At 45.6% G+C, this 24,261-nt stretch carries 24 protein-coding genes and 1 pseudogene; 5 read left to right on the forward strand and 20 right to left on the reverse strand.

Annotation, left to right across the window (positions count from 1 at the left end):
* Position 1: 1 nt before the first annotated feature.
* The 5 genes from RW114_RS01105 to rpe form a co-directional block, all read right to left on the reverse strand.
* The gene (locus RW114_RS01105) at positions 2 to 1,069 is read right to left on the reverse strand and encodes an AAA family ATPase (protein ID WP_340120877.1); all 1,068 of its coding nucleotides are present in this window, start codon (positions 1,067 to 1,069) and stop codon (positions 2 to 4) included.
* A gap of 74 nt (positions 1,070 to 1,143) precedes the next feature.
* Positions 1,144 to 1,734, reverse strand: coding sequence for an anthranilate synthase component II (locus RW114_RS01110; RefSeq protein WP_340120878.1), 591 nt, complete (start codon positions 1,732 to 1,734; stop codon positions 1,144 to 1,146).
* Positions 1,731 to 3,218: an anthranilate synthase component I gene (gene trpE / locus RW114_RS01115; protein WP_340120879.1), complete on the reverse strand. Its 1,488-nt coding sequence runs from the start codon at positions 3,216 to 3,218 to the stop codon at positions 1,731 to 1,733. Before trpE ends, RW114_RS01110 begins: the two co-directional genes overlap by 4 nt.
* Positions 3,219 to 3,339: 121 nt before the next feature.
* Complete coding sequence (locus RW114_RS01120) at positions 3,340 to 3,552, reverse strand: hypothetical protein (protein ID WP_340120880.1); 213 nt, start codon at positions 3,550 to 3,552, stop codon at positions 3,340 to 3,342.
* A gap of 116 nt (positions 3,553 to 3,668) precedes the next feature.
* Positions 3,669 to 4,340: a ribulose-phosphate 3-epimerase gene (gene rpe, locus RW114_RS01125; protein ID WP_340120881.1), complete on the reverse strand. Its 672-nt coding sequence runs from the start codon at positions 4,338 to 4,340 to the stop codon at positions 3,669 to 3,671.
* Between the two features lie 118 nt (positions 4,341 to 4,458).
* On the opposite strand from rpe, the gene RW114_RS01130 reads away from it, so the two are divergent.
* Positions 4,459 to 5,325: a fumarylacetoacetate hydrolase family protein gene (locus RW114_RS01130; protein ID WP_340120882.1), complete on the forward strand. Its 867-nt coding sequence runs from the start codon at positions 4,459 to 4,461 to the stop codon at positions 5,323 to 5,325.
* Positions 5,326 to 5,358: 33 nt separating this feature from the next.
* Here RW114_RS01130 and RW114_RS01135 read toward each other — a convergent pair whose 3' ends face one another.
* A complete protein-coding gene (locus tag RW114_RS01135; RefSeq protein ID WP_340120883.1) occupies positions 5,359 to 6,060 on the reverse strand; it encodes a YggS family pyridoxal phosphate-dependent enzyme in 702 nt (233 codons plus the stop codon).
* 309 nt (positions 6,061 to 6,369) lie between these two features.
* Between RW114_RS01135 and RW114_RS01140 the strand changes: the two genes are divergently transcribed.
* The 3 genes from RW114_RS01140 to RW114_RS01150 all read left to right on the forward strand — a co-directional run bounded on the left by RW114_RS01140 (position 6,370) and on the right by RW114_RS01150 (position 9,486).
* Positions 6,370 to 7,407, forward strand: coding sequence for a type IV pilus twitching motility protein PilT (locus RW114_RS01140; RefSeq protein ID WP_340120884.1), 1,038 nt, complete (start codon positions 6,370 to 6,372; stop codon positions 7,405 to 7,407).
* 145 nt (positions 7,408 to 7,552) lie between these two features.
* Positions 7,553 to 8,446, forward strand: coding sequence for a phosphoribosylaminoimidazolesuccinocarboxamide synthase (locus RW114_RS01145; RefSeq protein WP_340120885.1), 894 nt, complete (start codon positions 7,553 to 7,555; stop codon positions 8,444 to 8,446).
* Positions 8,447 to 8,964: 518 nt separating this feature from the next.
* Entirely contained in the window at positions 8,965 to 9,486 is a 522-nt protein-coding gene (locus RW114_RS01150) for a hypothetical protein (RefSeq protein WP_340120886.1), read from the forward strand.
* A gap of 233 nt (positions 9,487 to 9,719) precedes the next feature.
* On the opposite strand, the pseudogene RW114_RS01155 reads toward RW114_RS01150, so the two are convergent.
* Both RW114_RS01155 and RW114_RS01160 read right to left on the reverse strand, forming a co-directional pair.
* Positions 9,720 to 10,757, reverse strand: a pseudogene (locus tag RW114_RS01155) (alpha/beta hydrolase).
* Positions 10,758 to 11,419: 662 nt separating this feature from the next.
* Entirely contained in the window at positions 11,420 to 12,046 is a 627-nt protein-coding gene (locus RW114_RS01160; protein ID WP_340120887.1) for a hypothetical protein, read from the reverse strand.
* Positions 12,047 to 12,349: 303 nt separating this feature from the next.
* Here RW114_RS01160 and RW114_RS01165 point away from each other — a divergent pair, with 303 nt between their 5' ends.
* Positions 12,350 to 12,667 (forward strand): Rap1a/Tai family immunity protein, encoded by a 318-nt coding sequence (locus tag RW114_RS01165; protein WP_340120888.1) that lies wholly within the window; start codon positions 12,350 to 12,352, stop codon positions 12,665 to 12,667.
* A gap of 109 nt (positions 12,668 to 12,776) precedes the next feature.
* On the opposite strand, the gene RW114_RS01170 is transcribed toward RW114_RS01165, so the two are convergent.
* The 12 genes from RW114_RS01170 to atpE form a co-directional block, all read right to left on the reverse strand.
* A complete protein-coding gene (locus RW114_RS01170) occupies positions 12,777 to 13,208 on the reverse strand; it encodes a DUF29 domain-containing protein (protein WP_340120889.1) in 432 nt (143 codons plus the stop codon).
* A gap of 252 nt (positions 13,209 to 13,460) precedes the next feature.
* The gene (locus RW114_RS01175) at positions 13,461 to 13,892 is read right to left on the reverse strand and encodes a hypothetical protein (RefSeq protein ID WP_340120890.1); all 432 of its coding nucleotides are present in this window, start codon (positions 13,890 to 13,892) and stop codon (positions 13,461 to 13,463) included.
* A 743-nt stretch (positions 13,893 to 14,635) separates the two neighbouring features.
* Entirely contained in the window at positions 14,636 to 15,181 is a 546-nt protein-coding gene (locus RW114_RS01180) for a DUF2058 domain-containing protein (protein WP_340120891.1), read from the reverse strand.
* Between the two features lie 3 nt (positions 15,182 to 15,184).
* Positions 15,185 to 17,014 (reverse strand): glutamine--fructose-6-phosphate transaminase (isomerizing), encoded by a 1,830-nt coding sequence (glmS, locus tag RW114_RS01185; RefSeq protein ID WP_340120892.1) that lies wholly within the window; start codon positions 17,012 to 17,014, stop codon positions 15,185 to 15,187.
* 1 nt (position 17,015) lies between these two features.
* Positions 17,016 to 18,506 carry a bifunctional UDP-N-acetylglucosamine diphosphorylase/glucosamine-1-phosphate N-acetyltransferase GlmU gene (gene glmU / locus RW114_RS01190; protein WP_340120893.1) on the reverse strand — a complete coding sequence of 497 codons (1,491 nt, stop codon included), beginning with the start codon at positions 18,504 to 18,506 and terminating at the stop codon, positions 17,016 to 17,018.
* A 94-nt stretch (positions 18,507 to 18,600) separates the two neighbouring features.
* A complete protein-coding gene (locus RW114_RS01195) occupies positions 18,601 to 19,023 on the reverse strand; it encodes a F0F1 ATP synthase subunit epsilon (RefSeq protein WP_340120894.1) in 423 nt (140 codons plus the stop codon).
* An 18-nt stretch (positions 19,024 to 19,041) separates the two neighbouring features.
* Entirely contained in the window at positions 19,042 to 20,421 is a 1,380-nt protein-coding gene (gene atpD, locus RW114_RS01200; RefSeq protein WP_340120895.1) for a F0F1 ATP synthase subunit beta, read from the reverse strand.
* Between the two features lie 37 nt (positions 20,422 to 20,458).
* The gene (atpG, locus tag RW114_RS01205; RefSeq protein WP_340120896.1) at positions 20,459 to 21,322 is read right to left on the reverse strand and encodes a F0F1 ATP synthase subunit gamma; all 864 of its coding nucleotides are present in this window, start codon (positions 21,320 to 21,322) and stop codon (positions 20,459 to 20,461) included.
* Positions 21,323 to 21,334: 12 nt separating this feature from the next.
* Positions 21,335 to 22,876, reverse strand: coding sequence for a F0F1 ATP synthase subunit alpha (gene atpA, locus RW114_RS01210; RefSeq protein WP_340120897.1), 1,542 nt, complete (start codon positions 22,874 to 22,876; stop codon positions 21,335 to 21,337).
* A 19-nt stretch (positions 22,877 to 22,895) separates the two neighbouring features.
* Complete coding sequence (locus RW114_RS01215) at positions 22,896 to 23,426, reverse strand: F0F1 ATP synthase subunit delta (protein WP_340120898.1); 531 nt, start codon at positions 23,424 to 23,426, stop codon at positions 22,896 to 22,898.
* 5 nt (positions 23,427 to 23,431) lie between these two features.
* Positions 23,432 to 23,905 (reverse strand): F0F1 ATP synthase subunit B, encoded by a 474-nt coding sequence (locus tag RW114_RS01220; RefSeq protein ID WP_340120899.1) that lies wholly within the window; start codon positions 23,903 to 23,905, stop codon positions 23,432 to 23,434.
* A 39-nt stretch (positions 23,906 to 23,944) separates the two neighbouring features.
* The gene (atpE, locus tag RW114_RS01225; protein WP_422614774.1) at positions 23,945 to 24,232 is read right to left on the reverse strand and encodes a F0F1 ATP synthase subunit C; all 288 of its coding nucleotides are present in this window, start codon (positions 24,230 to 24,232) and stop codon (positions 23,945 to 23,947) included.
* Between the last annotated feature and the right edge of the window lie 29 nt (positions 24,233 to 24,261).

Here is a 24,261-nt window from a genome sequence, read left to right on the forward strand (position 1 = left end):
ATCAATCGACCGCCAGAAAGCGGTCAGATTGTGCCAACTCTTCGTCTAATACAGCTATATCGCCTATGTCGTCTATACTCGAACCTTGATCGATTCTAACGCCGCCCTCGGTTTGATGAAGCCCAAAGAATTTTGTTTTAACCTTTTTATGGTTTTTATCAGATAGCAATATTTCAAGCTCTCGTAGCAAGAAAAGGCTGTGTGTAGCAATAAAAACTTGGATACCGGAATCGCACAAATCCAAAATACTTTTTGCTACTTGTTTTATGAGTATGGGGTTGAGATTAGCTTCAGGTTCGTCCCAGAACAGGTAGCCTTTATCCAAAAGCGCTCCCGTTGCAATCAAGCGCGCAAGCATCCCTAATTTACGCAAACCCTCGGCAACTAATGGCATTTCCATGCGACCGCTATCATTTCTTAAATAAAATCGTCCGTTTTTATCAAGTTCTATTGCTCCACCCATTGCTGATTCTAAAGGTTCAAGAAGCTCACGAATTCGTTTTTCCTTAGGGCCTCTTTGCATTAATGCACCGAGTAAAAGACAGGTATCCCGCCAGGTTTCTTCAAACTCAAGATAATGCCCTTCGTAAACCGAAATGAAATTAGGGTAGATGGTTAACAATTCACGCGTTGGCAGATACACTGGAGAAGCGTCTATCCAGGTCTCCGGTAACGTTTCAATATTGACTTCAGATTTACTGTTGGTGGCAAAATTGAATGCTATGTCCCACTCACTCTGCTCAAACGCTAAGCGAATATCGCAACGATCACGTCCTTGTTTTCGCTTTACTAAACGGCCTAGCGATTCGGGACGAAAATTATTGACCAACTTATCAGCCAGTCGCGATTGTAAAAATGATTTAGTGGGCGCTAACGACGTGGATTGAGCAAGCATTCCTCTCGGTTTACGTCCTTCTTCTGCGCTTACGGCTAATACCGAATAAATCATCTTAAGCAAATGGGTTTTACCGGCACCGTTTTCACCGATAATCACATTCAAATTCTGCCCGAATTCGAGATTGGCCTCTGAAAAGACAGTCAGATTTTTGAGAGTTATCCTTTTTAGCATTGCTTTCTCTCCCCAGAAATAAACGCAGTTTTAACCATTTATAGTTTTCTAACCAGAAGACGAGATAATAAACATTACCTTTCCAAAAAATTCCTCAACAAATCATGCCCGTGCTCGGTCAGAATCGACTCGGGATGAAACTGCACGCCTTCAATATCCAGTTCTTTATGCCTTACGCCCATGATTTCATCCAGCTTTCCCGCTTCGTCCTGCGTCCAGGCGGTTATTTCCAGGCAATCGGGAATGCTCTGCTGTTCAATGACCAGCGAATGGTAACGGGTGGCGGTAAACGGGTTGTTCAGGCCTTTGAATACGCCTTGATTGTGATGAAAAATAAGCGAGGTTTTACCGTGCATGATGCTTTTGGCATGGACGATATTGCCGCCGAATGCATAGCCGATACTTTGATGCCCCAGGCAGACGCCCAGGATAGGCAGTTTGCCGGCAAACTTTAAGATCGCTGCAACCGAGATACCGGCTTCCTTGGGGGTGCAGGGACCGGGGGAAATTACCAGTTTATCGGGCGCAAGCTTTTCCAGGTCTTCAATACTCACCTGATCGTTACGCACCACGGTCACGTCAGCGCCTAACTCGCCGAAATACTGCACCAGGTTGTAGGTGAACGAATCGTAGTTATCGATCATGACGACTTTGACTGAACTCATGGTTGCTCCCCTTCCAAGCCTGCTTCGGCCATACTCACGGCGCGGAAAATTGCGCGGCCTTTATTCATGGTCTCATCCCATTCGTTTCTGGGCACGGAATCGTAAACGATGCCGGCGCCGGCTTGTATATGTAACATGTTGTTTTTGATTACCGCAGTTCTGATCGCGATCGCGGTATCGAGGTTGCCCGACCAGGCTATGTAGCCGACTGCGCCTGCATAAACGCCGCGCTTGACCGGTTCGAGTTCGTCGATGATTTCCATTGCGCGTATTTTCGGCGCGCCGCTGACGGTTCCTGCGGGGAAGGTCGCGGCCAGCACGTCAAAAGCGTTGTCGCCCTGTTGCAACTGTCCGGTGACGTTGGAGACGATGTGCATGACGTGCGAATAGCGCTCGACGATCATTTTATCGGTCAACTGCACGGTGCCGATTTGGGCGACCCGGCCCACATCGTTGCGGCCCAGATCGATCAGCATTAAATGTTCGGCCAGTTCCTTGGGGTCGGCCAGCAGCTCTTTTTCCAGGGCAATATCCTGTTCCGGGGTTGCCCCGCGCGGACGCGTTCCGGCAATCGGGCGAACCGTAACCATGTTGTCTTCCAGCCTGACCAGGATTTCCGGCGACGAGCCGACAATATGGAAATCGTCCAGGTTCAGGTAAAACATATAAGGCGAAGGATTCAGGCAACGCAAAGCCCGGTATAAATTAAGCGGCGAGGCGGTGTAGGGGATGGACATGCGCTGCGATAACACCACCTGCATGATGTCGCCGTCGGTGATATATTCCTTGGCTTTCAGCACCGCATCTTCAAAGCCCTGCTGAGTAAAGCCCGAGATAAAATCAGACTCTTCGACATTTTTGGGCGCGTGATGGTTTTTTGGTTTGGCTTGCAGTTCGCGTAGCTTGACAGCCAAATCATCCACGCGTGCGACGGCGCGGTTATGAGCATCGGCTTCTTCAGGATTGGCGTGAGTCAGCAGCAGCATTTTGCCGGACAGGTTATCGAACACCAGCATTTCTTCGGACACCATCAGCAGGATGTCGGGATTTCCCAGCGGGTCCGGCTTTGCTGTGCCACGCAATTTCGGCTCGATATAACCGATGGTTTCATAGCCGAAATAGCCGACCAGGCCGCCGTTAAACCGGGGCAAAGTGTCAATGTCGGGAACGTTGTAGCGTTCTTTAAACCGCTCTATCCAGATCAGCGGATTATCGTGTGTGAGGGTTTCCAGCAGTTCGCCGTTTTGTTCCAGACGGATTTCATTACCGGTAATTTTGACGATGGTAAGGCAGGGCAGACCGATGATCGAATAACGTCCCCATTGCTCGCCGCCGTGTACCGATTCAAATAAATAGGAATAAGGGCCGTCGGCCAACTTCAGGTAAGCGCTTAACGGCGTATCCAAGTCGGCCAGCACTTCGCGGCAAACCGGGATGCGGTTGTAGCCCTGCCGGGCATAGTGATTGAATTGTTCTGGGGTCATTTTTGTTATTCAATGTATATATGCAAACGAGACGCTGGAGCGTCACTAGCTGCATTTCCACGCCGGAGCCCTTCGACAAGACTCAGGACTGGCGTGAGAATGATGTCACACGGCTATTTTCTTATCGAGTTGAACTTGTTAGCTTTAAAGAACTATTAGAGCAATCACCGGTATTTACAACGCCTAAAAATGCATTGAGCTCTACTTTGCATTTTTCTATGTTCAAGCCATTAGCTCCATCACTTGATATATTGGTTACATAGGGCCCTGCTGTTGTACAGCCTGCCAAAAGACCAGTAATACAAAAAGCTGTAATTATTTTCGATAAGTTCATAAAAATTCCACTTGTAGTCGTTGTGTAGGGTACGCATCGCGTATTTTTTTAAAACAATCCAGTCATTAAAACACCAAAAAGGTACGCATAGCGCACCCTACCGCTATAACTAATCTTTAAACCGCTTTAGCCAATTCAGCGCGCATTTCATCAATCACTTTTTTATAATCCGGCTGGCTGAATATCGCGGAACCTGCGACGAAAGTATCGGCACCGGCCGCTTTAATGTCGCGGATATTATCGACTTTAACGCCGCCGTCGATTTCCAGGCGAATATTCAAGCCGCTGTTGTCGATTCTTGTTCTGACTTCACGCAATTTACCCAGCGATGAAGGGATGAAAGACTGGCCACCAAAACCGGGGTTAACTGACATCAACAAAATCATGTCCAGCTTGTCCATTACATAATCCAGATAATGCAGCGGCGTACCTGGGTTAAATACCAGTCCAGCCTTACAGCCGTTATCTTTGATCAATTGCAGGGTGCGGTCGATGTGCACAGAGGCTTCGGGATGGAAAGTAATGATGCTGGCACCGGCCTTGGCAAAGTCGGGAATAAGACGGTCGACAGGCTCAACCATTAAATGAACGTCGATTGGCGCGGTAACGCCATGTTTTCTCAACGCTTCGCAAACCAAAGGCCCGATGGTCAGGTTGGGCACGAAATGGTTATCCATAACATCAAAATGCACAACATCGGCGCCCGCTTTTAAAACGTTATCAACCTCTTCACCCAGTTTGGCGAAATTAGCTGACAGGATGGAAGGCGCAATCCAGTTTTCATTCATTTTATGTTCCTCATTAAATTAAAAATAGTTAATTATATCTTTTTTTTGGCGCAAGCTCTTGAGTTTACACTTGCGTTTATAATAGCGGCACCTGAAATCATCCGGATAGGCTTAACTCATGAAACTGGTAACCTTTACTCATAACCACGAAACCCGCGTAGGCGCAGTCGTTGATGGCTTTGTTGTTGACAGCAAAAATAATACTAAAATCCCGGTAACCATGCTTGAATTTCTGAGCGCAGGTACCGGGGCGCTGGATGCGATGCGGCAGCAAATCGACAACGGCAACGATCGTATCGCTCTGGATCAGGTCAAGCTGCATGCGCCGGTGCCGAGGCCCGGTAAATATTTAGGCATCAGCCTGAACTACGCCGACCATATCGAAGAAACCGGCCGGGATAAGCCCGAATATCCCGGCTTTTTCACCAAACAAGGCACCTGTGTGATCGGGCCGGGCGAGGCAATACACCGGCCGAAAGTCTCCGATAAGCTGGATTACGAAGGCGAGCTGGCTTTTGTTATCGGCACCCGCTGCCGCCATGTGCCTGTCGATAAGGCTCACCAAGTCATTGCCGGATTTACCATTGCCAACGATGTGTCGGTGCGCGACTGGCAGTTTCGTTCGCCGACGTTTACCTTGGGCAAATCATTCGATACTCACGGCCCGTTGGGGCCTTGGCTGGTAACCGGCGATGAAATCGGCGATCCGCATAATCTGAATCTTAAAACCTGGGTTGACGATGAACTGCGGCAACATGCCAATACCGGACAGATGATTTTTAACTGCTATGAAATGATTGCCTATTTGTCGCAGGCGATGACGCTGGAGCCGGGCGATGTGATTGCCACCGGCACTCCAGCCGGGGTCGGCGTAAAAATGAAACCGCGCGGTTATCTGTTGCCGGGACAAACTGCCCGGATTGAAATTGAGGGCATCGGGACATTGATTAATCCGGTTATTGAGGAACCAGATGATTTTAGTTAACGTTTGTAGCGGCTTTAGCCGCGATCATCGCGGCTAAAGCCGCTCCTGCAATTGCGAATAATCCCGCTCGCCAAACAACGCGGTGCCGATTCTGACGATAGTCGAGCCTTCGGCTATCGCGGCTGTTAAATCGCCGGTCATACCGAACGAGAAGGTATCCAGCTCGGGTTGCCCCAACTTTGCAACGGCCTGATAAAGTATTTTATAGGGCCGGCGTTGTTGCTCAAAATCCTGTTGCGGCGCGGGAATGGCCATTACGCCGTGTAATTTGAGATTCGGCAGTTTGGCGACTAACTCGCACAATGGCGGCAATTCAGCCAAGGTAATGCCGGACTTGCTGGGTTCATCGCTGATATTGACTTGCAGGCAAATATTTAACGGCGGCAAATGAGACGGGCGCTGTTCGCTAAGGCGTCGGGCTATTTTTAAACTGTCCACACTGTGTACCCAGTCAAAGTGGGTTGCCAACGCCTTGGTTTTATTCGATTGTATCGGGCCGATAAAATGCCAGGTAATAGCGTAAGCACCCAGTTCCTGTTGTTTTTTCAATGCTTCCTGCAAATAGTTTTCGCCAAAATGGCGTTGCCCGGATTGATAGGCACAGGCAATCGCTTCGGATGGCTTGGTTTTGCTGACGGCCAATAACAGCACCGATCCGGGCTGGCGCTGATAGGCCAGCTCTGCATCGTTGATTTGCGAGCGTATGTGTTTGAGTCTTTGCGCTAGGGTTGCCATGGTTTTTCCTTAGTGAGTCGTCGGTTATTATAGTGTTTGCTTTTCATTGTCGGTTTTTTTAAATCCGCTTTTTTCTCTCTGCGCAACTGCCCACAGCACACCGATCAAAATCGCAAAACAACCAAAGCAAGCCCAGTCATTCTAAGGAAGGTAAATAACGTCCTGTCTTCGTGGTGAACCATCTTAAATTGTTACCGATGAATTTAACCTAACATAAATTCAGGCGACAACTGATACAACAGCACAGTTTCAAAAAACAACCAGATGATCTATGGTATAAAGATATTTTTTTGTCTTCCTGAGGATGTTATGGATATTGCCGAATTGCTGGCTTTTTCAGCTAAAAACAAAGCGTCGGATTTACATTTATCGGCGGGACTCCCGCCTATGATCAGGGTTGATGGCGATATTCGCCGGATCAATATTCCTGCCTTGGATCATAAGGAAGTGCATGCGCTGATTTATGACATTATGAATGACAAGCAACGCAAGGATTATGAGGAATTTCTAGAAACCGATTTTTCATTCGAATTGCCCGGCGTTGCAAGGTTTCGTGTTAATGCGTTTAATCAGGAGCGCGGTGCCGCCGCTGTATTTAGAACAATTCCCTCGGTCATCATGAGTCTGGAACAATTAAAAGCCCCCAAGTTTTTTGAAGAATTATGCCAAAAACCACGCGGCATGGTTCTGGTGACCGGTCCTACCGGCTCCGGCAAGTCAACTACGCTGGCGGCGATGATTAATCATATTAACTGCAATGATTATGCGCACATACTGACCGTAGAAGACCCTATCGAGTTTGTTCATGAGAGCCAAAAATCGTTGATTAACCAACGGGAAATCAAGCGCGACACCCACGGCTTTGCAGAAGCGTTGCGTTCAGCGCTACGCGAAGATCCTGACATTATTCTGGTCGGTGAAATGCGCGATCTGGAAACCATCCGTCTGGCGATGACCGCGGCGGAAACCGGTCATCTGGTGTTCGGCACTTTGCATACGACTTCTGCCGCGAAAACCATCGACCGTATTATCGACGTTTTTCCTGCCGCCGAAAAAGACATGATCCGGGCCATGCTGTCCGAATCGTTGCAGGCGGTTATTTCGCAAACCTTGCTGAAGAAAATCGGCGGCGGACGTGTTGCCGCGCATGAAATCATGGTGGGTACAGCGGCGATTAGAAACCTGATCCGTGAAGCCAAGGTAGCGCAAATGTATTCTGCGATTCAAACCGGCCGCAAGGACGGCATGCAGACGCTGGATCAGAATATGAAAGAGCTGGTTGATAAAGGCATCATTACTGCAAAAACCGCCATGGATAAAGCGGTTAATAAGGATATGTTCCGTTGAGGAATGAAAATGAAATAACCCGAACACATGATAAATCGTAGGGGCGACCGGCCGGTCGCCCATTGCGCCATATAAATCGGATTGTTGGTTAACCCAGCCCCGAACAACTGATAAAATCATTCTATTTGACACCCAGCGAGAACCTATGACTGCTCCAGAAGCGCTATACCAATCAACACTGTCGTCCTTAAAGCTCAGAGCCCGTGGCAAAGTGCGGGATATTTACGACATTGACGACCGGCACATGCTGATTGTGACCACCGACCGGCTGTCTGCATTCGATGTGATTTTGCCTGACCCTATCCCTGGCAAAGGCCGTGTTTTAACCAACGTATCCAATTTCTGGTTTGAAAAAATGAAGCACGTTATGCCCAATCACCTGTCCGACATTCCGCTGGAACAGGTGGTTCCCGATGCCGCCGAGCGCGCGCAGATTGAAGGCCGCGCTATCGTCGTCAAATTGTTAAAACCGCTGCCCGTCGAAGCCATCGTACGCGGTTACCTGATCGGCTCCGGCTGGAAAGATTATCAAAAATCAGGCGCTGTCTGCGGCATTAAATTGCCCGAAGGCTTGCAGCAGGCGCAGCAATTACCTGAGCCGATTTATACCCCATCAACCAAAGCCGAAGTCGATCAGCATGACGAAAACGTTCCTTTTGAGCTTACCGTCGAATTGATGGGCCGGGAGTTGGCAGAAAAAGTGCGCGATGCCAGCCTGAAGCTGTACAAGGAAGCCGCCGCCTACGCCAAAGAACGGGGCATTATTATTGCCGATACCAAATTCGAATTCGGTGTCGACGATGACGGCAGTTTATACCTGATCGATGAAGCTTTAACGCCAGATTCATCACGCTTCTGGCCTGCCGATCAATATCGGGTCGGCATCAGTCCGCCCAGTTTCGACAAGCAATATATCCGTGATTACCTGGAAACTCTGGACTGGGATAAAACCGCGCCGGGCCCGCATTTGCCCGCAGAAGTGGCTGAGTATTGTGCGGCAAAATACCGTGAAGCGGAAATCAGGTTAACGCAGGGTTGAATTTTAAATAGACACGCAACTCCCCATGCGCGGTCAGCCGCGCATGGGGAGATTATCAGCCGGAATTGATCTGGCGCCGCCAAAAAATGGTCTCAATTGAAGCTGACATTGACTGTCCTGTTTCAACCCAAAACCATCATTCAGAAGTGCTCCCCTAATTGTTCGTTTTATGGAATGTCCTTCCCCACGCCCGTGGGAGGCTAAAGCAGTGGTTGTCCTATCAATTTAGAGACTGTTAAGAAACCATTAACAAAACACTTTTAAGATTGGACCTGCTCGTTTGCAGCTGTCGTGAATGAATGGGCCAATAACAACTTAATTCGAAACAATTTAATGCATCATATCTACAAATTTATATCATGAATCGTAACCACATTTTTAACAAAGCGTTAAATCTGACGCATCAAGAAATCACTAGGAAAGTTGCTATTCATGAAGCCGGACACGCAGCCGCTATTTATCTCGGCAACAAACAAAAAAGGCTGCCACCGATTTTTTTTCAGATTTTTATCACTTCGGTGAATGATGATTCACAATCATCCCGCTTTTTAAGCAAGCTTGCCACTAAATACATTGCCAATATAGGCGGTGGCCGCTTAATTCATACGCTACCCTCCTCAATTGAAGAGGCAACAAACGGTTTTTCTTTAGCCCAGAAAATTGCTTATCAACGTGCTTTTGAAGCGGATATGGTCAACATACTGACCGGATCTTTGGCTGAAGCAAGATATATCGCACAACGAGACGGGAAACTGATTAACTCTGGTCTCATACAGTTACATGACCTACATTACTTTGGTGGCGCTTCCGATTTAGAAAGTGTCCACGAATATCTTGAATGCTTTATTGCAAATTCAGCGCTGAGGGAACAAAAAATCACCGCGTTATTTTTGGCGGCATTCGGCTTCGTTAATGAAAGATCAAATTGGCGGGCAATTACTGCGTTGGCAGACTATATTGTCCGTGAAGATAAAAGTGTCATAGAATGCAACGAAATTATCGACGTTCTGGAAACCGCTAATCAGGGCTCGGCCTTCTAGGTTTCAATCTAGCGGAAACACGGAGTATTAAATTGAGTTGGCCTAAGTACTCAACCGGATTCAGCTCAGCGAATTTTCGCCCTAAATAAGGGGGTCCCAACAACCTGCCAGATCCATTTAGGCAACTCGCTGTTAACGTTGATTAACCGATCAAGATGAGCCGCATCATCAAAAAATCATCTACTGTTTAAGTTAAAAATCACTGCTTTTTATCAGTCTGTTTAGATGAAATGTTAGGCTCCTTTGTAAGGCTTTAGCCTATAACTGCGGGTATCAGGTTGATATTTTCTTGTCTTAATCTCTTGGGGTTCCTTTCCTCTTAGGACCGAAATAACATCTTGTTTGACCGTTTTGTTAAGCCTGTAATACTGATGCCCAGTTGGGTCTTCTTTGAAACTAATGACCGGATCGCAATTAACTACACTAACCTTATCAGGCAAAGCCCGTGAATTACGAGGACCGCTGGCACCCAAACGGTCCGAATTTCCTTTTGTGAAGTCGCTCGCAACCAATACTTTATCGCTGGCGTTATGGTAAACAGTGACTCGTCTTGCCATGTCGGGCAGAGCTTGGAATTTGTAGTCAAACTCAAAGGCATCGTCGTCCTCGTCCGCCGCAAACAAAACCACTTACTCCAGGAGACGCCGGAGACTGGTGCCAGAAGAACTTTTTATTCCCTGCAACGCCCAACGTAATGCGTAGTTGCCCATGCTGTGAGCAAAAAGATGCACGTTTTGCCCACAAAAGTCTTTAGGTCGTGTGCCATGCAAGAAACTAGCGAATTTTTGTAAACCGCGACCCAATGCGACACCGGAAGCTCGCGCGTCATCCCTGTCACTGGCGTAGGCCTTGAATGGCAGCATCGAACCATCTGATGGCCAGGTGAACAGAAAATAGATCATCGGCAAGTCACCATAAAATTTCCTAAGCTGGGCTGTTGTCTGAATTGCTTCCCGAAACGTATAGTTAAATCCATGAATTGAAATCACACAATCCTGTTTTTGTGAAATCATTTCCTGACGGACTGCTTCAAATACAGTTTGGCTGCCCAATATCTGACCACTGAAATCGTTACTTTTTGCATTCGCCAGCCCAACATCCAAAGATTCCGGTGCAACGGTTAGCACGTATTGATCCAGATCATTCCCACTCACATCAGCCCATCCAAAACGCAAATCTGTTAATCCGTTTGAACTGAAACGGCCACCAAAATCGGTAGGTTTTTGCGGGTCGTCCGGATTTCGATTGGTTGCAAAATAAATGCGCATCATCCGCTCCTATTTTCTACGTAACGTTCGAAGTATCCAACGCAATGTGCTGGATGTCATATTAACTTTAGCTAATGAAACTGCATTTTAAAATTATTGCAAAGTTTACTCAATAATACCCTGTAAGGGTTTTTACAAGCCATTGAACGCTATGAACTCCGTCATTTTTCGAGCCATACTGACAACGAGTAAATGCTTGGCTATGGGTTGCCTGGGACTGATGATTTTTTCTGCTTCTTCTGGCTCGGTTTTGCATTACGCGTTATTCGTATCGGTGTTTCCGCAATCCATTGACATTGGGTTTTGCCATGATAATCGACTTGCCGTATTTTCTCGAAATGCAACGCTTCAGGGAAAAAAGACGACAGACGGGGCAAAAGACGGGGTCAGGCCTTACATTTGACATAAAATAACGTGGAGAATGTCAAATGTAAGGCCTGACCCCAAGCACGTTTGAATTGGGGTTTGAACAGGTTAACGTTGTGCGCTGAATTTAACTGGCGAAGTATATTTTATTTTCGTAGTTGAATGCCAGCTTACGACCCAAGGCCGTCATTCGGGCATGAATTTAAGTTTCTCCGAACCTGGCATTCGTGAAGTTTAGCAAACAGTAATAAATAGGTAACCAAAATATTAGACAGTTTGTATGCTTTTATCCAATAAGTTCAAAATAACTTATATTCATCCATCAACTTGCCAGCAGACCAGACAATAAAATCTAGCTTTTTTATATTATCAATGTATTTATATTTCTCAAATTTCTTATCAAATTCCGATAAAGCTAAAGACAAGCTATCATTTTTCAAGATAGTAGAATAGTCAGATAGAAGGAAGTTGTAAAACGATTCCAAACTATCTAGCCTGTCTTCAATTGGCTTTGCTGAAGATAGCGGCCTATATGAATACATTTTGGCTACTTTAGAGTCATAAATTGGAAATTTTGAATTTACTGTATTAGCTAATTTTGTCACAAATGAAAACTGAAGACTTTCAAACCCTCTTTGGTTTTTTATTTCGCACAAGTCATTACATATAACTCGTAAATTTGGATTATTGCCTTTTGATAACTGAAGTATTTCGAAGTAACGGTTTTTGAAATCATCAGTTAGTCCCGCATTATCAATTCTGTAAAATGAACGAAAAACAAACTGTAATAGCTTATTTTCAGTTACATTCCCTTCATTAAACTGGTTCTTGATGAAGCAGTAGACAACAACCGATTCCTCTTTTAAGTTCCCAATGATTGACTCGGCATTATTGTTTATTTCATTTGTATCGAGATTCCATTTCATAAGAAAAAATTAATGAGTTATAAATTTTCATGTTATCAAGAAGTTGGCTAATTTTTTATTGTTAATTTAGTAATTATCAAAACAGTACGATAACACCATCTGAATTAATAGCACATTGCCCATCTTAATTCGGCAATATTCATCACCCTAAAGCAGCCAGTCGCCAATGTCAACAATTGGCCGAATCCTGTCATTATCAGTTGCACGTGTAATCCAGTTTATATCGATATAAACTGTTCTGATGTAACAAAAGATCCATGGAGTATAAAAATAAAAACGTCAAAGTTAATCCTAATCGCTACAATGCTGATGCCAATCTCAGCTAACGCTGGTTTCAATGCTTTTATAAATGGCCAGAAGCTTCACGACAAGTCAACCGTCTATAAAAGCGGTGATATAGACAATGCGGAGCTCTATGATGCCGGAGCTTATGTTTATTATGTCATGGGTGTTGTTGACGCAACTATTGGGTCAGGTTTATTTTGTCCACAAAATATCACTTCAGATCAAGCTGCAAATGTTGTATCTAAATACCTAAATGAGCATCCAGAATTATGGAGTTCAAGTGCCGAGTCACTTGTTAAAGATGCACTCATGAAAGAATGGCCTTGCCCAAAGTAATCGTAGATGTAAAAAAGACAAGATTGACGTGAGCACTTAGCTCATCACTAATCATATTTAAGTATATAAAGAGGGGCAACATTGAGTTTGCAAAAGACGGGGTCAGGCATTATTCCGGCCAGAACTCAGGATTCATGATCTGATTGAAGTCCCAAGGGCAAGATTCAGGAAACACGTTCAATATCCCGGTTTCGTTCTCTGCAATGCGTGCAGCATCGGCCCATGACTCCGACCAAAAATCAGGATTTTCAAGGTCGGGTTTTAAACTAGGAGTTTTGCTGAGTCTGCGCATAAGCATAGTACGCTGGTCTTTGATGGTTCGTTCCCAGCTTTTACCTCGATGGCTTGGCTGATACCGCCATTTAATTAAGTGCGCAAGTAACACCGCCATTCTGTTTTCAAATTCACGTTGCTCACTTTTGCCCACGTCTTCAATCTCATCCGCAATATGTTCAAGGTCGAGCAAGTCAAAGCGACCAGAACGAATAAACGCCGCTTGTTCATTTGCCCATGCTATTACGTCAGTTTCGTAGTTTTGCATCAATAATGCCCTCTGTGTCTCGATAGAGTTTAGACCTTTTCAGAATACCATCCGGTCGCAAGCAAAACAACCCTATTGAGACACGAAAACTGTCTCGTAGCAGCTGTGCTAATTAGGTATACCTATTTGGTACAAGGCAGTCTAATTTCATTTGCAATTAATGTGAGTCGGCGAAAATGGAATGCAAGCCGGTGCCGATCAATGCAAGCTCATTTGCAGATAATGTGAGCCCAAGGGCTTTTTCATTTGCAATTAATTCGAGCCCAAAATTGCGCTAAATGCGAGCCCGACTGTTTTCAAATGCAAGCCGTTACAAATAGATGAACGCCTTCCACCTTGTCCGTATTTTTTGACATCATGATTTAAATCAATGAATTGTGAAATTCCAATATGTGCATTGACTTGCGTATTTGATCGTTTGGCGTAATCATTTAATCGGAAAGTTTCTATATCAACTAAGGAAGCCAGTCCTTCATCAGAGATTAGCACCCCCTCACGTTTATCGATTACAAGATGCGACAATGCTTCTAGCACCTTCTTATCTTCGTGCCATTCTGCGATGTTCCCCCAATTGTTCCAGCGAGCTCCCGGTATCTTTTTGACTGCATTACGGAAAGACTCGTTGTCAATCAATTCAAGTTTATTTGTAAGCGCCCAGCCGCCGCGCCATCTAATCAAGTCCAATAAAAACTGGCATCCTCTGTATTTTTTGAAGAAAAGACGGCAAAAAGACGGGGTCAGGGGTCAGGCCTTACATTTGACATGAAATAGCGTGGAGAATGTCAAATGTAATAAGGCCTGACCCAAGCAGTTTGATGATTCGATAAAAAATCTTGCAACTCTTTGTTTATAAATCGTGTGAGTTTGCTACATAATATCAAAAATGAGCAGTCTTGAAGAATTGGAACAAGCTTTCAATCAGGCAACGCAGGCTTTAAGGCTGTAGTAGTGTAAGCATAAAACCGAATTTTACCTGACAGACACTTTTAAAAAATCAGTAACTGTCAGAGTAGGTTTTAACTACTACATTTTAGGTTCTGAGGGAACCATGTGATTGCGCTCTACACCGCCAAACCAAACCACTCGCCAGATGCGTACATCGTTGGGGAACTCCTTGATTCTTCGGATTGCTTTTCGCATGATTGTTACTCACTAGCCTTTAGCGGTGTAGAATACAAATTAACGATGTTCAGTACGATTTAGCATTGGAATTGTCAGTCACGGCTATACCACAGGACATGCTCCCGCCAGCTTTTGTATCACACCTTTAACGTAACAGATTTCAGATAACACTTTCCGCAACCAAACCTCCAACTGATTCTGGTCATTAAGCATAAACACTAGACATTTGAATATTCTTCGGGGTCCTTCAATCTAAATTTTTACAGCTAATCTGAATTCGTTGTGGACGCAAATTTATTCGCCCGCTACCAAATCAAATCATCAGGAACCTGGTACTGCGCATAAGCATCATCGACAACATCCTCAGCTTTATTTTGCTCATTAAAAACAATTACATCGGCAGCATCGCGCTGCTGTATTTTTCTTGCCGCGTCGGCCGGGACCACTTCATAGTTTGCGCCGAGTTTTACGATGGCCAACCGTCCCTCGGCAATCTGATCGCGCATCGTCTCCGAGACATACAGCCGCTTGACCTTATTATTATCGGTAAAATTATAGGCCAGTCCTTCAGCATCTCTGGGTAGGCGGTTTAATTCAATAATCTGTTTTATTTGAGCAACCAACTGTTTTTTCTCGTCCTGCTGCTGGCGCAACTGATTAAGCTCCCTGTCCCTTTCGATTTTTTCAGCCTGGGCTTTTTGAGCCAGATTTTTAGCCTCATCAACCACCTCGACATTATTCTTGCGCTGCTGCTGGGTTTGTTTGCGCTTATCGGATTTAACGCTTTTGGCTTGAGCAACGCTGACTAAGCCGGATTTTAATAGTTGCTCTTGCAGTGATAATTTTGCCATTATCTATTCCACTGTAACCGACTTCGCCAGGTTCCTAGGTTGATCGACATCCGTGCCTTTTAAAACAGCGACATGATAAGCCAACAGCTGTAAAGGAATGGTGTACACAATCGGTGAAATTTCATTGTCGACTTGGGGTACTTTCACAATCTGTACATTTTCATCATTGACTGTGGCTAAGGTCTCATCCATAAAAACAATCAATTGCCCGCCTCTGGCGCTGACTTCCTGAATATTTGATTTCAGTTTTTCCAGCAGGCTGTTGTTTGGCGCTACGGTCACTACAGGCATGTCGGCATCGATTAAGGCCAAGGGGCCGTGCTTCAACTCGCCAGCCGGGTAGGCCTCGGCATGGATATAGGAGATTTCCTTTAATTTTAACGCGCCTTCCATGGCTATCGGGTAATGGGTACCCCTGCCTAGAAATAAGGCATGCTGTTTTTCGGCAAATTGCTCGGCCAAGACTCTGATTTCATCATCCAGCTTTAACACTTGTTCAATTTTTCCGGGCAGGCCGAATAATTCCGAGGTAATTTTTTGCTCGACTATTTCGGTCAGATGAAAACGTCTGCCCACGGCAATAACTAACAGCATTAATGTTGCCAATTGTGTAGTAAATGCCTTGGTTGATGCGACGCCGATTTCAGGGCCGGCGCGGGTCATTAACACCAGGTCGGATTCCCTGACCAACGAGCTTTCAGGCACGTTGCAGATGGCTAATGAATATCTTGCACCCAACTTTTTGGCCTCCAGCAATGCCGCCAGGGTGTCTGCGGTTTCGCCGGATTGCGAGATCGTGACTATCAGGGTATCCGGTGCCAATACCGGATTTCTATAGCGAAACTCACTGGCTACTTCAATGTTACAGGGGACATGGGCTAACGTTTCAAACCAGTAGCGCGCCACCAAACCGGCATGGTAACTGGTGCCGCAGGCTAAAATCTGAATGGCTTTTATGTTGTCGAACACTTCAGCGGCATTATGTCCGAATGCATTTTCCTGCAGACGATTGTTGACGAATCGACCTTCCAGCGTTTGTGAGATAGCAAACGGTTGCTCATAGATTTCTTTGAGCATGTAATGACGGTATTCACCTTTATCAACCGAATCCGCGGTCAATTGGCTTTGTTTGATCGGACGTTTGACGAGTTGGTCTTGCGCATCATAGATCAACAGTTCGTTGATACTTAGCTTGGCAATGTCGCCTTCTTCGAGAAAGATAAAGCGTTGCGTAACCGGCAATAAAGCAGCAACATCAGAAGCAATAAAGTATTCACCAAAGCCGACGCCTATCACTAGCGGACTGCCTTTTCTGCAGGCTATCAAGGTATCGGGTTCATCAACACTCATTATCCCCAGAGCATAGGCGCCTTCCAGTTTTTTAAGGGCCTTTTTAACGGCACTCAGCAATCCATCCGTAGATTCCATGGCGTGATTAATTTCATGCGCGATAACTTCAGTATCCGTTTCCGAGGTGAAAACGTAACCGTTTTTCTGTTGTACTTCTCTTAAATGCTCATGATTTTCAATAATGCCGTTATGGACGACAGCCACTTTATTCCGACAAATATGCGGATGTGCATTAGCCGTACTGGGTTTTCCGTGGGTAGCCCAACGGGTATGCGCTATACCAATATTGCCTGAGACGGGATCGGCCTCCAGCAACAATTCAAGGCCTTTTACTTTGCCCAGTTCTCGTTTCCGATAGATTTGCTGATTGTTGATGACCGCAAGTCCCGCTGAATCATAACCGCGATATTCCAGCCGTCTCAAACCCTCCAGTAAAATAGGGACTACATTTCGTTGCGCTATACCGCCTACAATTCCACACATATTATTTTTCCTCGATAATTGTTTTCGACATTACACTCGGCAACTGCTCCTGCGTTGCTCTCGATCGCTGTTCCAGACGCGATTCTACCTCCCCCATCTTTGGGGTTGCACCTCCTCCATCCCTGGCGTCGTGCTTGACGGGTCGTTGCCATCCTGTAACAGAAATCTGTTTGGCTCGGCTTAAGGTCAATTGATTCTCAGGACTGTCTTTGGTGATGGTTGATCCTGCGCCTATCGTGGCATTTTTGCCTATAATAACCGGGGCAACCAACTGGCTATTTGATCCTATAAAAGCGCCGTCTTCGATAATGGTTCTGAACTTATTAACGCCATCATAATTACAGGTAATGGTTCCTGCGCCAATATTGACTTGTGTGCCCACCGTGGTATCGCCGATATAACTTAAGTGGTTTATTTTACTGCCTGCGGCAACCGATGATTTCTTGATTTCCACAAAATTTCCGATATGGACATTTTCTGCCAACACGCTTTCAGGCCTTAATCTGGCGTATGGGCCTATTTTACTGCCTTGCCCAATGACGGCATCTTCAATAACGCAGTTTGCTAAAATTTCTACATGATTACCGATAATGGAATTTTTAATCTGGGTGTTGGCACCTATTTTGACATGGCTGCCGATACTATTGCGCCCCTCTAAAATCACATTAATATCGATTATTATGTCCTGTCCCAAGCTTGCTATTGTACCTCGTTGATCAAAGCGCATCGGGTCTTTCAGGGTGACGCCCTGCTCCATCAAGCTTCTGGCCTGCTCTTGCTGATACACGCGTTCCAGATGACTGAGCTGTATACGGTTATTAACCCCCAGCACTTCATCTTCGGTTTCCGGCTGGCTGGTAACGATAGCGATGTGATCGGCAACCGCCATTTCAATCACGTCGGTCAAATAGTATTCGCCCTGGACGTTGCTGTTATTTAACTGGCTCAGCCACTTTTTTAATTGCTTGCCCTGCACCGCCATGATGCCGGTATTGACTTCATTAATCTGTTTTTCAGCCTCTGTCGCATCTTTTTCTTCGACAATTTTTACAACCTGCCCGGCCGTATTTCTGACTATTCTGCCGTAACCGGCCGGATTAGCAAGATTTACGGTGAGTAAAGCCAGAGACCGGTCGTTGACATTGTTTATCAGTAACCCAACGGTTGCCAATTTCAACAAAGGCACATCGCCATACAATATCAACACATTATCAGAATCGGCAATTTGATCACTGACTTGTTGTACAGCGTGACCTGTGCCTAGCTGCTGAGTTTGTTCTACCCAACCGGCATCCAAATTCTTTAAGGTTTCAGTGACCAACTCTGCACCGTGACCGACAACAATCTTGATGGTATTATTTTCCAAGTGCTTAGCTGTGTCGTATACATGCTGTAATAATGATCTATTGGCAATTTCATGCAAAATTTTGGGAAGTTCCGAGCGCATACGGGTTCCTTTACCCGCAGCCAGAATAATAGTCGTTATTTTCATTTGATATTCCATTTAAACCAAAAAAGCCCGACAGCGTATGAATACGTTACCGGGCTTTTTCAAAAAGGGTAAAATGCGGTGTGCAATATCTCAATTACCCGCCGCGCTTTCTAAGTCTATCCAAGGTTCTTAATTGCATGACGGCTTGATGCAATTGCGCCTGAGCTTTCACAAAATCAATTCGACCGGATTTGTCTGCTAATGCTTCTTCAGCCCTGATTTTGGCTTCTATCGCGGCCGCCTCATCAATATCTTTCGCTCTTATCGCCGTGTCAGCCAGGATGGTAATCATATGCGGTTGTATCTCCAGCATACCTCCTGACACATAGAACGAATAAATTTCCTTGTCGCTGACTTTTACCCGAACTTCACCGGGCTTAAGTCTGGATATTAATGGCGCATGCCGAGGCGAAATGCCCACTTCGCCAAGTTCAGCAGGGGCAAATACCATTTCCGCCAATCCGGAAAATATTTCCTTTTCTGCACTAACGATGTCTACATGTACGGTCATGGTCATAATTATTGTCTACAAGTTTTATTTCATGCCTTTTGCTTTCTCAAGCGCTTCGTCTATGGTTCCCACCATATAAAAAGCCTGCTCAGGAATAGCATCATACTCACCAGCGATAATACCTTTAAAACCGGCAATGGTATCTTTCAGTGACACATACTTGCCGGGAGAACCGGTAAATACTTCGGCAACGAAGAAAGGTTGAGACAGGAAGCGTTGCATTTTGCGTGCTCTTGATACCGTTAATTTATCTTCTTCGGATAACTCATCCATACCCAGAATCGCGATAATATCACGTAATTCCTTGTAACGTTGCAAGATTCCCTGAACATTACGAGCGACGTCATAATGCTCTTGTCCAATGACCAAAGGATCCAACTGACGACTGGTAGAATCCAATGGATCAATCGCAGGGTAAATACCCAATTCGGCAATTTGACGAGACAATACCACGGTCGCGTCCAAATGCGCAAAAGTCGTTGCCGGCGACGGATCGGTTAAATCATCCGCTGGTACATAGACTGCCTGGATAGAGGTAATAGAACCAGTCTTCGTTGAAGTAATACGCTCTTGCAATACACCCATTTCTTCGGCCAATGTAGGCTGGTAACCCACGGCAGAAGGCATACGGCCTAATAGAGCCGACACCTCGGTACCCGCCAATGTATAGCGATAGATGTTATCAACAAAGAATAGTACGTCACGGCCTTCATCACGGAAATATTCCGCCATGGTTAAACCGGTTAACGCAACACGCAGTCTGTTTCCTGGCGGCTCATTCATCTGACCGTAAACCAGCGATACTTTGTCGATTACGTTTGAATCGGTCATTTCGTGATAGAAGTCGTTGCCTTCACGAGTACGCTCACCGACACCGGCAAACACCGAGTAACCACTGTGCTCAATCGCGATATTTCGAATCAGTTCCATCATGTTAACGGTCTTGCCAACACCGGCACCACCGAACAAGCCGACTTTACCACCCTTGGTAAACGGGCAGACTAAATCGATAACCTTGATACCGGTTTCCAATAACTCGGTTGCCGCCGCCTGCTCAGCATAACTTGGCGCTTCACGGTGGATACCCCATTTTACTTTTTCGCCGATAGGGCCTTTTTCGTCGATAGGCTCGCCCAGAACATTCATAATGCGACCTAATGTTTCCTGGCCGACCGGTACTGCAATAGGCGCATTGGTATTACTAACATTTAAGCCTCGACTTAATCCATCGGTAGTACCCATGGCAATAGTTCTGACCACGCCATCACCTAATTGCTGCTGAACTTCCAGCACCAAGCCTTTGCCTTCTACATTTAAGGCGTCATATACTTTGGGCAGGTCTGCACGTGAAAATTCCACGTCAACGACCGCGCCGATAATCTGAACGATTTTACCCGAACTCATTGAGTTGTCCTCTTGTGTTGTGTCATTTTACTTGGGCTTAAACAGCTGCGGCACCGGCAACAATTTCTGAAATTTCCTGCGTGATAGCGGCTTGTCTGGCTTTGTTATAGACCAGCTGTAACTCGCTGATAATATTTCCGGCATTATCCGATGCACTCTTCATCGCCACCATTCTGGCTGCCTGTTCGCAGGCATTATTTTCAACCAATCCCTGGTAAACGATGGATTCGATATATCGGGTTAGCAGATGATCCAGAACTTCCTTGGCATCAGGCTCATAAATATAATCCCAATGACCTTTCAGATCGTCTTCAAGCTCACCGGCCACGACAGGTAATAATTTTTCAATAGTAGGCTTCTGAGTCATGGTATTAACGAATTCATTGCTAATCACATGCAACTCATCGATTCTGCCTTGCTCATACGCATCTAACATGATTTTAATAATACCGACAATATCATGCTGGTGCGGAGTGTCACCTAATTTAGAAACCTGACCTACCAGATTTGCTTTCAAATTACCAAAAAAACCGAAAGCCTTGGTACCTATCGTGCAAATGTCTACTTCAATATTGGCGTTGTCCCATTGTATGACTTGGGTCAGCGTTTTTCTGAATAAATTCGAATTCAGTCCGCCGCATAAACCCCTGTCAGAGCTAATTACAATGATTCCAACCCGCTTAACCTGGCGTTCAACAAGAAAAGAGTGTTTATACTCAGGATTTGCTTGAGCCAGATGTTTGATAATCTGGCCAATTTTTTTTGAGTATGGCCGTGTTGCCAACATTTTCTCTTTTGTTTTACGCATTTTACTCGCGGCAACCATCTCCATTGCCCGGGTGATCTTTTGAGTATTTTTGATACTCCCGATCTTGGTGCGTATTTCTTTACCAACAGCCATCTTAAGACCCTTTTACCAGCTATGTGTTTTGACGAAAGTCTGGATAGCTGTAAGCATACCCTTTCTTATGTCATCACTAAAATCGCCAGTTGCATTAATATTGTTCATTAATTCAGAATGCTCTGACGTCATGTACGACTGTAAAGCAGCTTCAAAATCAAGTACCTTGTTAACTTCTAAGCTATCAAGAAAACCTTCATTAGCAGCAAACAATGAAACCGCCATTTGCGCGACTGACATCGGCGAATATTGATTCTGTTTCATCAGTTCGGTTACGCGTTGACCGCGTTCGATCTGCTTACGGGTGTTTTCATCCAAGTCGGATGCAAACTGGGCGAAAGCCGCCAACTCACGATATTGCGCCAAATCAAGACGCACACCACCACCTAACTTCTTGATGATCTTGGTTTGAGCTGCACCACCGACACGCGATACCGATAAACCGGCATTCACCGCCGGGCGTATGCCGGAGTTAAACAAATCACTTTCCAAAAAGATCTGACCATCGGTAATGGAAATTACGTTAGTCGGTACGAAAGCCGAGACGTCACCGCCTTGAGTTTCAATAATCGGCAATGCCGTTAATGACCCTGTTTTACCTTTTACCTTGCCGCCGGTTAATTTCTCAACTTCTACTGCATTAATGCGTGATGCTCTTTCCAACAAACGGGAATGCAAATAAAACACGTCTCCCGGGTAGGCTTCGCGACCTGGCGGACGGCGCAATAACAGGGAAATCTGACGATAAGCCCAGGCTTGCTTGGTTAAATCATCATAAATGATCAACGCATCTTCGCCACGGTCTCTGAAGAATTCGCCCATCGAACAACCGGTATAAGGCGCGATAAACTGTAGCGCGGCCGATTCCGATGCAGATGCCGCAACCACAATAGTGTGAGCCATTGCGCCATGCTCTTCGAGCTTACGAACCACGTTGGCAATCGATGCGCGTTTTTGACCGATAGCTACATAGATACATTTAATGCCTGTACCTTTTTGATTGATAATCGCATCAATCGCGATAGCCGTTTTACCGGTTTGTCTATCGCCAATGATTAACTCGCGTTGGCCACGGCCTACCGGAATCATCGCATCGATAGATTTCAATCCCAATTGAACGGGCTCGTCAACCGATTGACGAGCAATTACACCGGGAGCAATTTTTTCAATCGGCGAAGTTTCGGTGGTTTCAATAGCACCTTTGCCGTCGATAGGATTACCCAGCGCGTCAACGACACGACCCAGCAATGCTTCCCCAACAGGTACTTCCAGAATTTTACCGGTACATTTTACGGTATCGCCTTCGGAGATATGCTGGTATGAACCTAATACCACCACACCCACGGAATCTCTTTCAAGGTTAAGCGCCATGCCGAAGGTATTGCCGGGAAATTCCAGCATCTCGCCTTGCATCGCTTCCGAAAGACCATGTACGCGTACAATACCGTCAGTCACACTGACTACGGTACCTTCTGTATGAGCCTCAGCGCTCAGGTCGAAGTTTTCGATCTTCTTTTTAATCAGATCACTTATTTCAGATGGGTTTAATTGCATGTTCTTTTCTCGCTCTAGTTTAGAGTCGTTTTGCTAATTGTTGAAGCTGGCCTTTAATGGAACCGTCAATCACTCTGTCGCCTGCACGTACCAGCACGCCACCAATTAATGATTTATCCACGGTCACATTCATATGGACTTTTTTGCTTAGCGTTTTTTCCAGCGCTGAAGTAAAACGTTGCTTTTCTTCTTTGGAGAAGGCGTAAGCCGTAGCGACTTCAACGTCGACATAACCTTCACTTTCTGCCTTATAGACTTCGAATAGCTTCGCAATAGCCGGCGCCAAAGTGAGTCGGTTGTTTTGAACCAGCAATTTCAGAAAATTTGCACCTTCTTCATCTACCTGCCCCTGACAAATATCGAGCATCAGCGCCGATAACCTCTCTTTACTGACTTTTGGGTTATCCACTACAACAGAAATTTCTTTGTCATTCAGCACAGCCGCTATAAACGCCAAACCTTCCGACCACTTTTCAGTAGTTCCGGTTTCTTGGGATCGTTTAAACACCGCCGCTGCATAAGGCCTTGCCAATGTTGCCAGTTCGCTCATTATGCTTAACCCAATTGATTAGAGATTTTGCTCAGGATGTCCTGGTGCTTGGTTTTATCGATTTCTGCACTCAGAATCTGTTCCGCTGCCCGCAAAGCCAAGGCTGCGACTTCTTTACGCAAACCTTCTTTAGCCTGCTGTTTTTCTTGCTCAATTTGCGCCTTTGCTACAAGAATCAAACGCTCGCCTTCTTTTTTAGCGGTGTCTTTTGATGCTTCAACAATTTCAGTGGCACGTTTTTGAGCCAGATTTACAATCTCTGAAGATTGTTCTTTAGCTTGTTTTAAAACACCCGTGGCTTTTTTCTCTGCCAAGTGCATTTGTTCCTGACCTTTTTCAGCCGCAGCCAAACCATCAGCAATTTTCTTTTTACGTTGTTCTAAAGAGTCAAATAAAGGCGGCCAGATGTACTTCATGGTAAACCATACCAGAAGTGCAAAGGTAATCATTTGCCCAATCAGAGTAGCATTGATGCTCACGATGCGTTCCTCTTGTTGCTAATAAAGTTAAACAGCCTGTTAACCCGCTGCCGCAGCTGTTACAGCAGACAGGAATGGATTAGCAAAAGTAAAGAACAGCGCCAAACCAACACCGATCATGGTTACCGCGTCCAACAAGCCCGCAACAACAAACATTTTTACTTGCAGCATAGGTACCATTTCAGGCTGACGGGCTGCGCCTTCCAGGAATTTTCCACCCAACAGACCAAAGCCTATCGCCGTACCTAAAGCGCCCATACCTAGAACCAGACCCACTGCAATAGCAGTCATGCCTTGTACATCAGCAATTAATCTTGCAATTTCCATGAAACCTCCAAACGGTTAGTTAATGATAA

Origin of the sequence: Methylobacter svalbardensis (genome assembly GCF_037671525.1) — a bacterium.
Taxonomy (GTDB): Bacteria; Pseudomonadota; Gammaproteobacteria; order Methylococcales; family Methylomonadaceae; genus Methylobacter_A; species Methylobacter_A svalbardensis.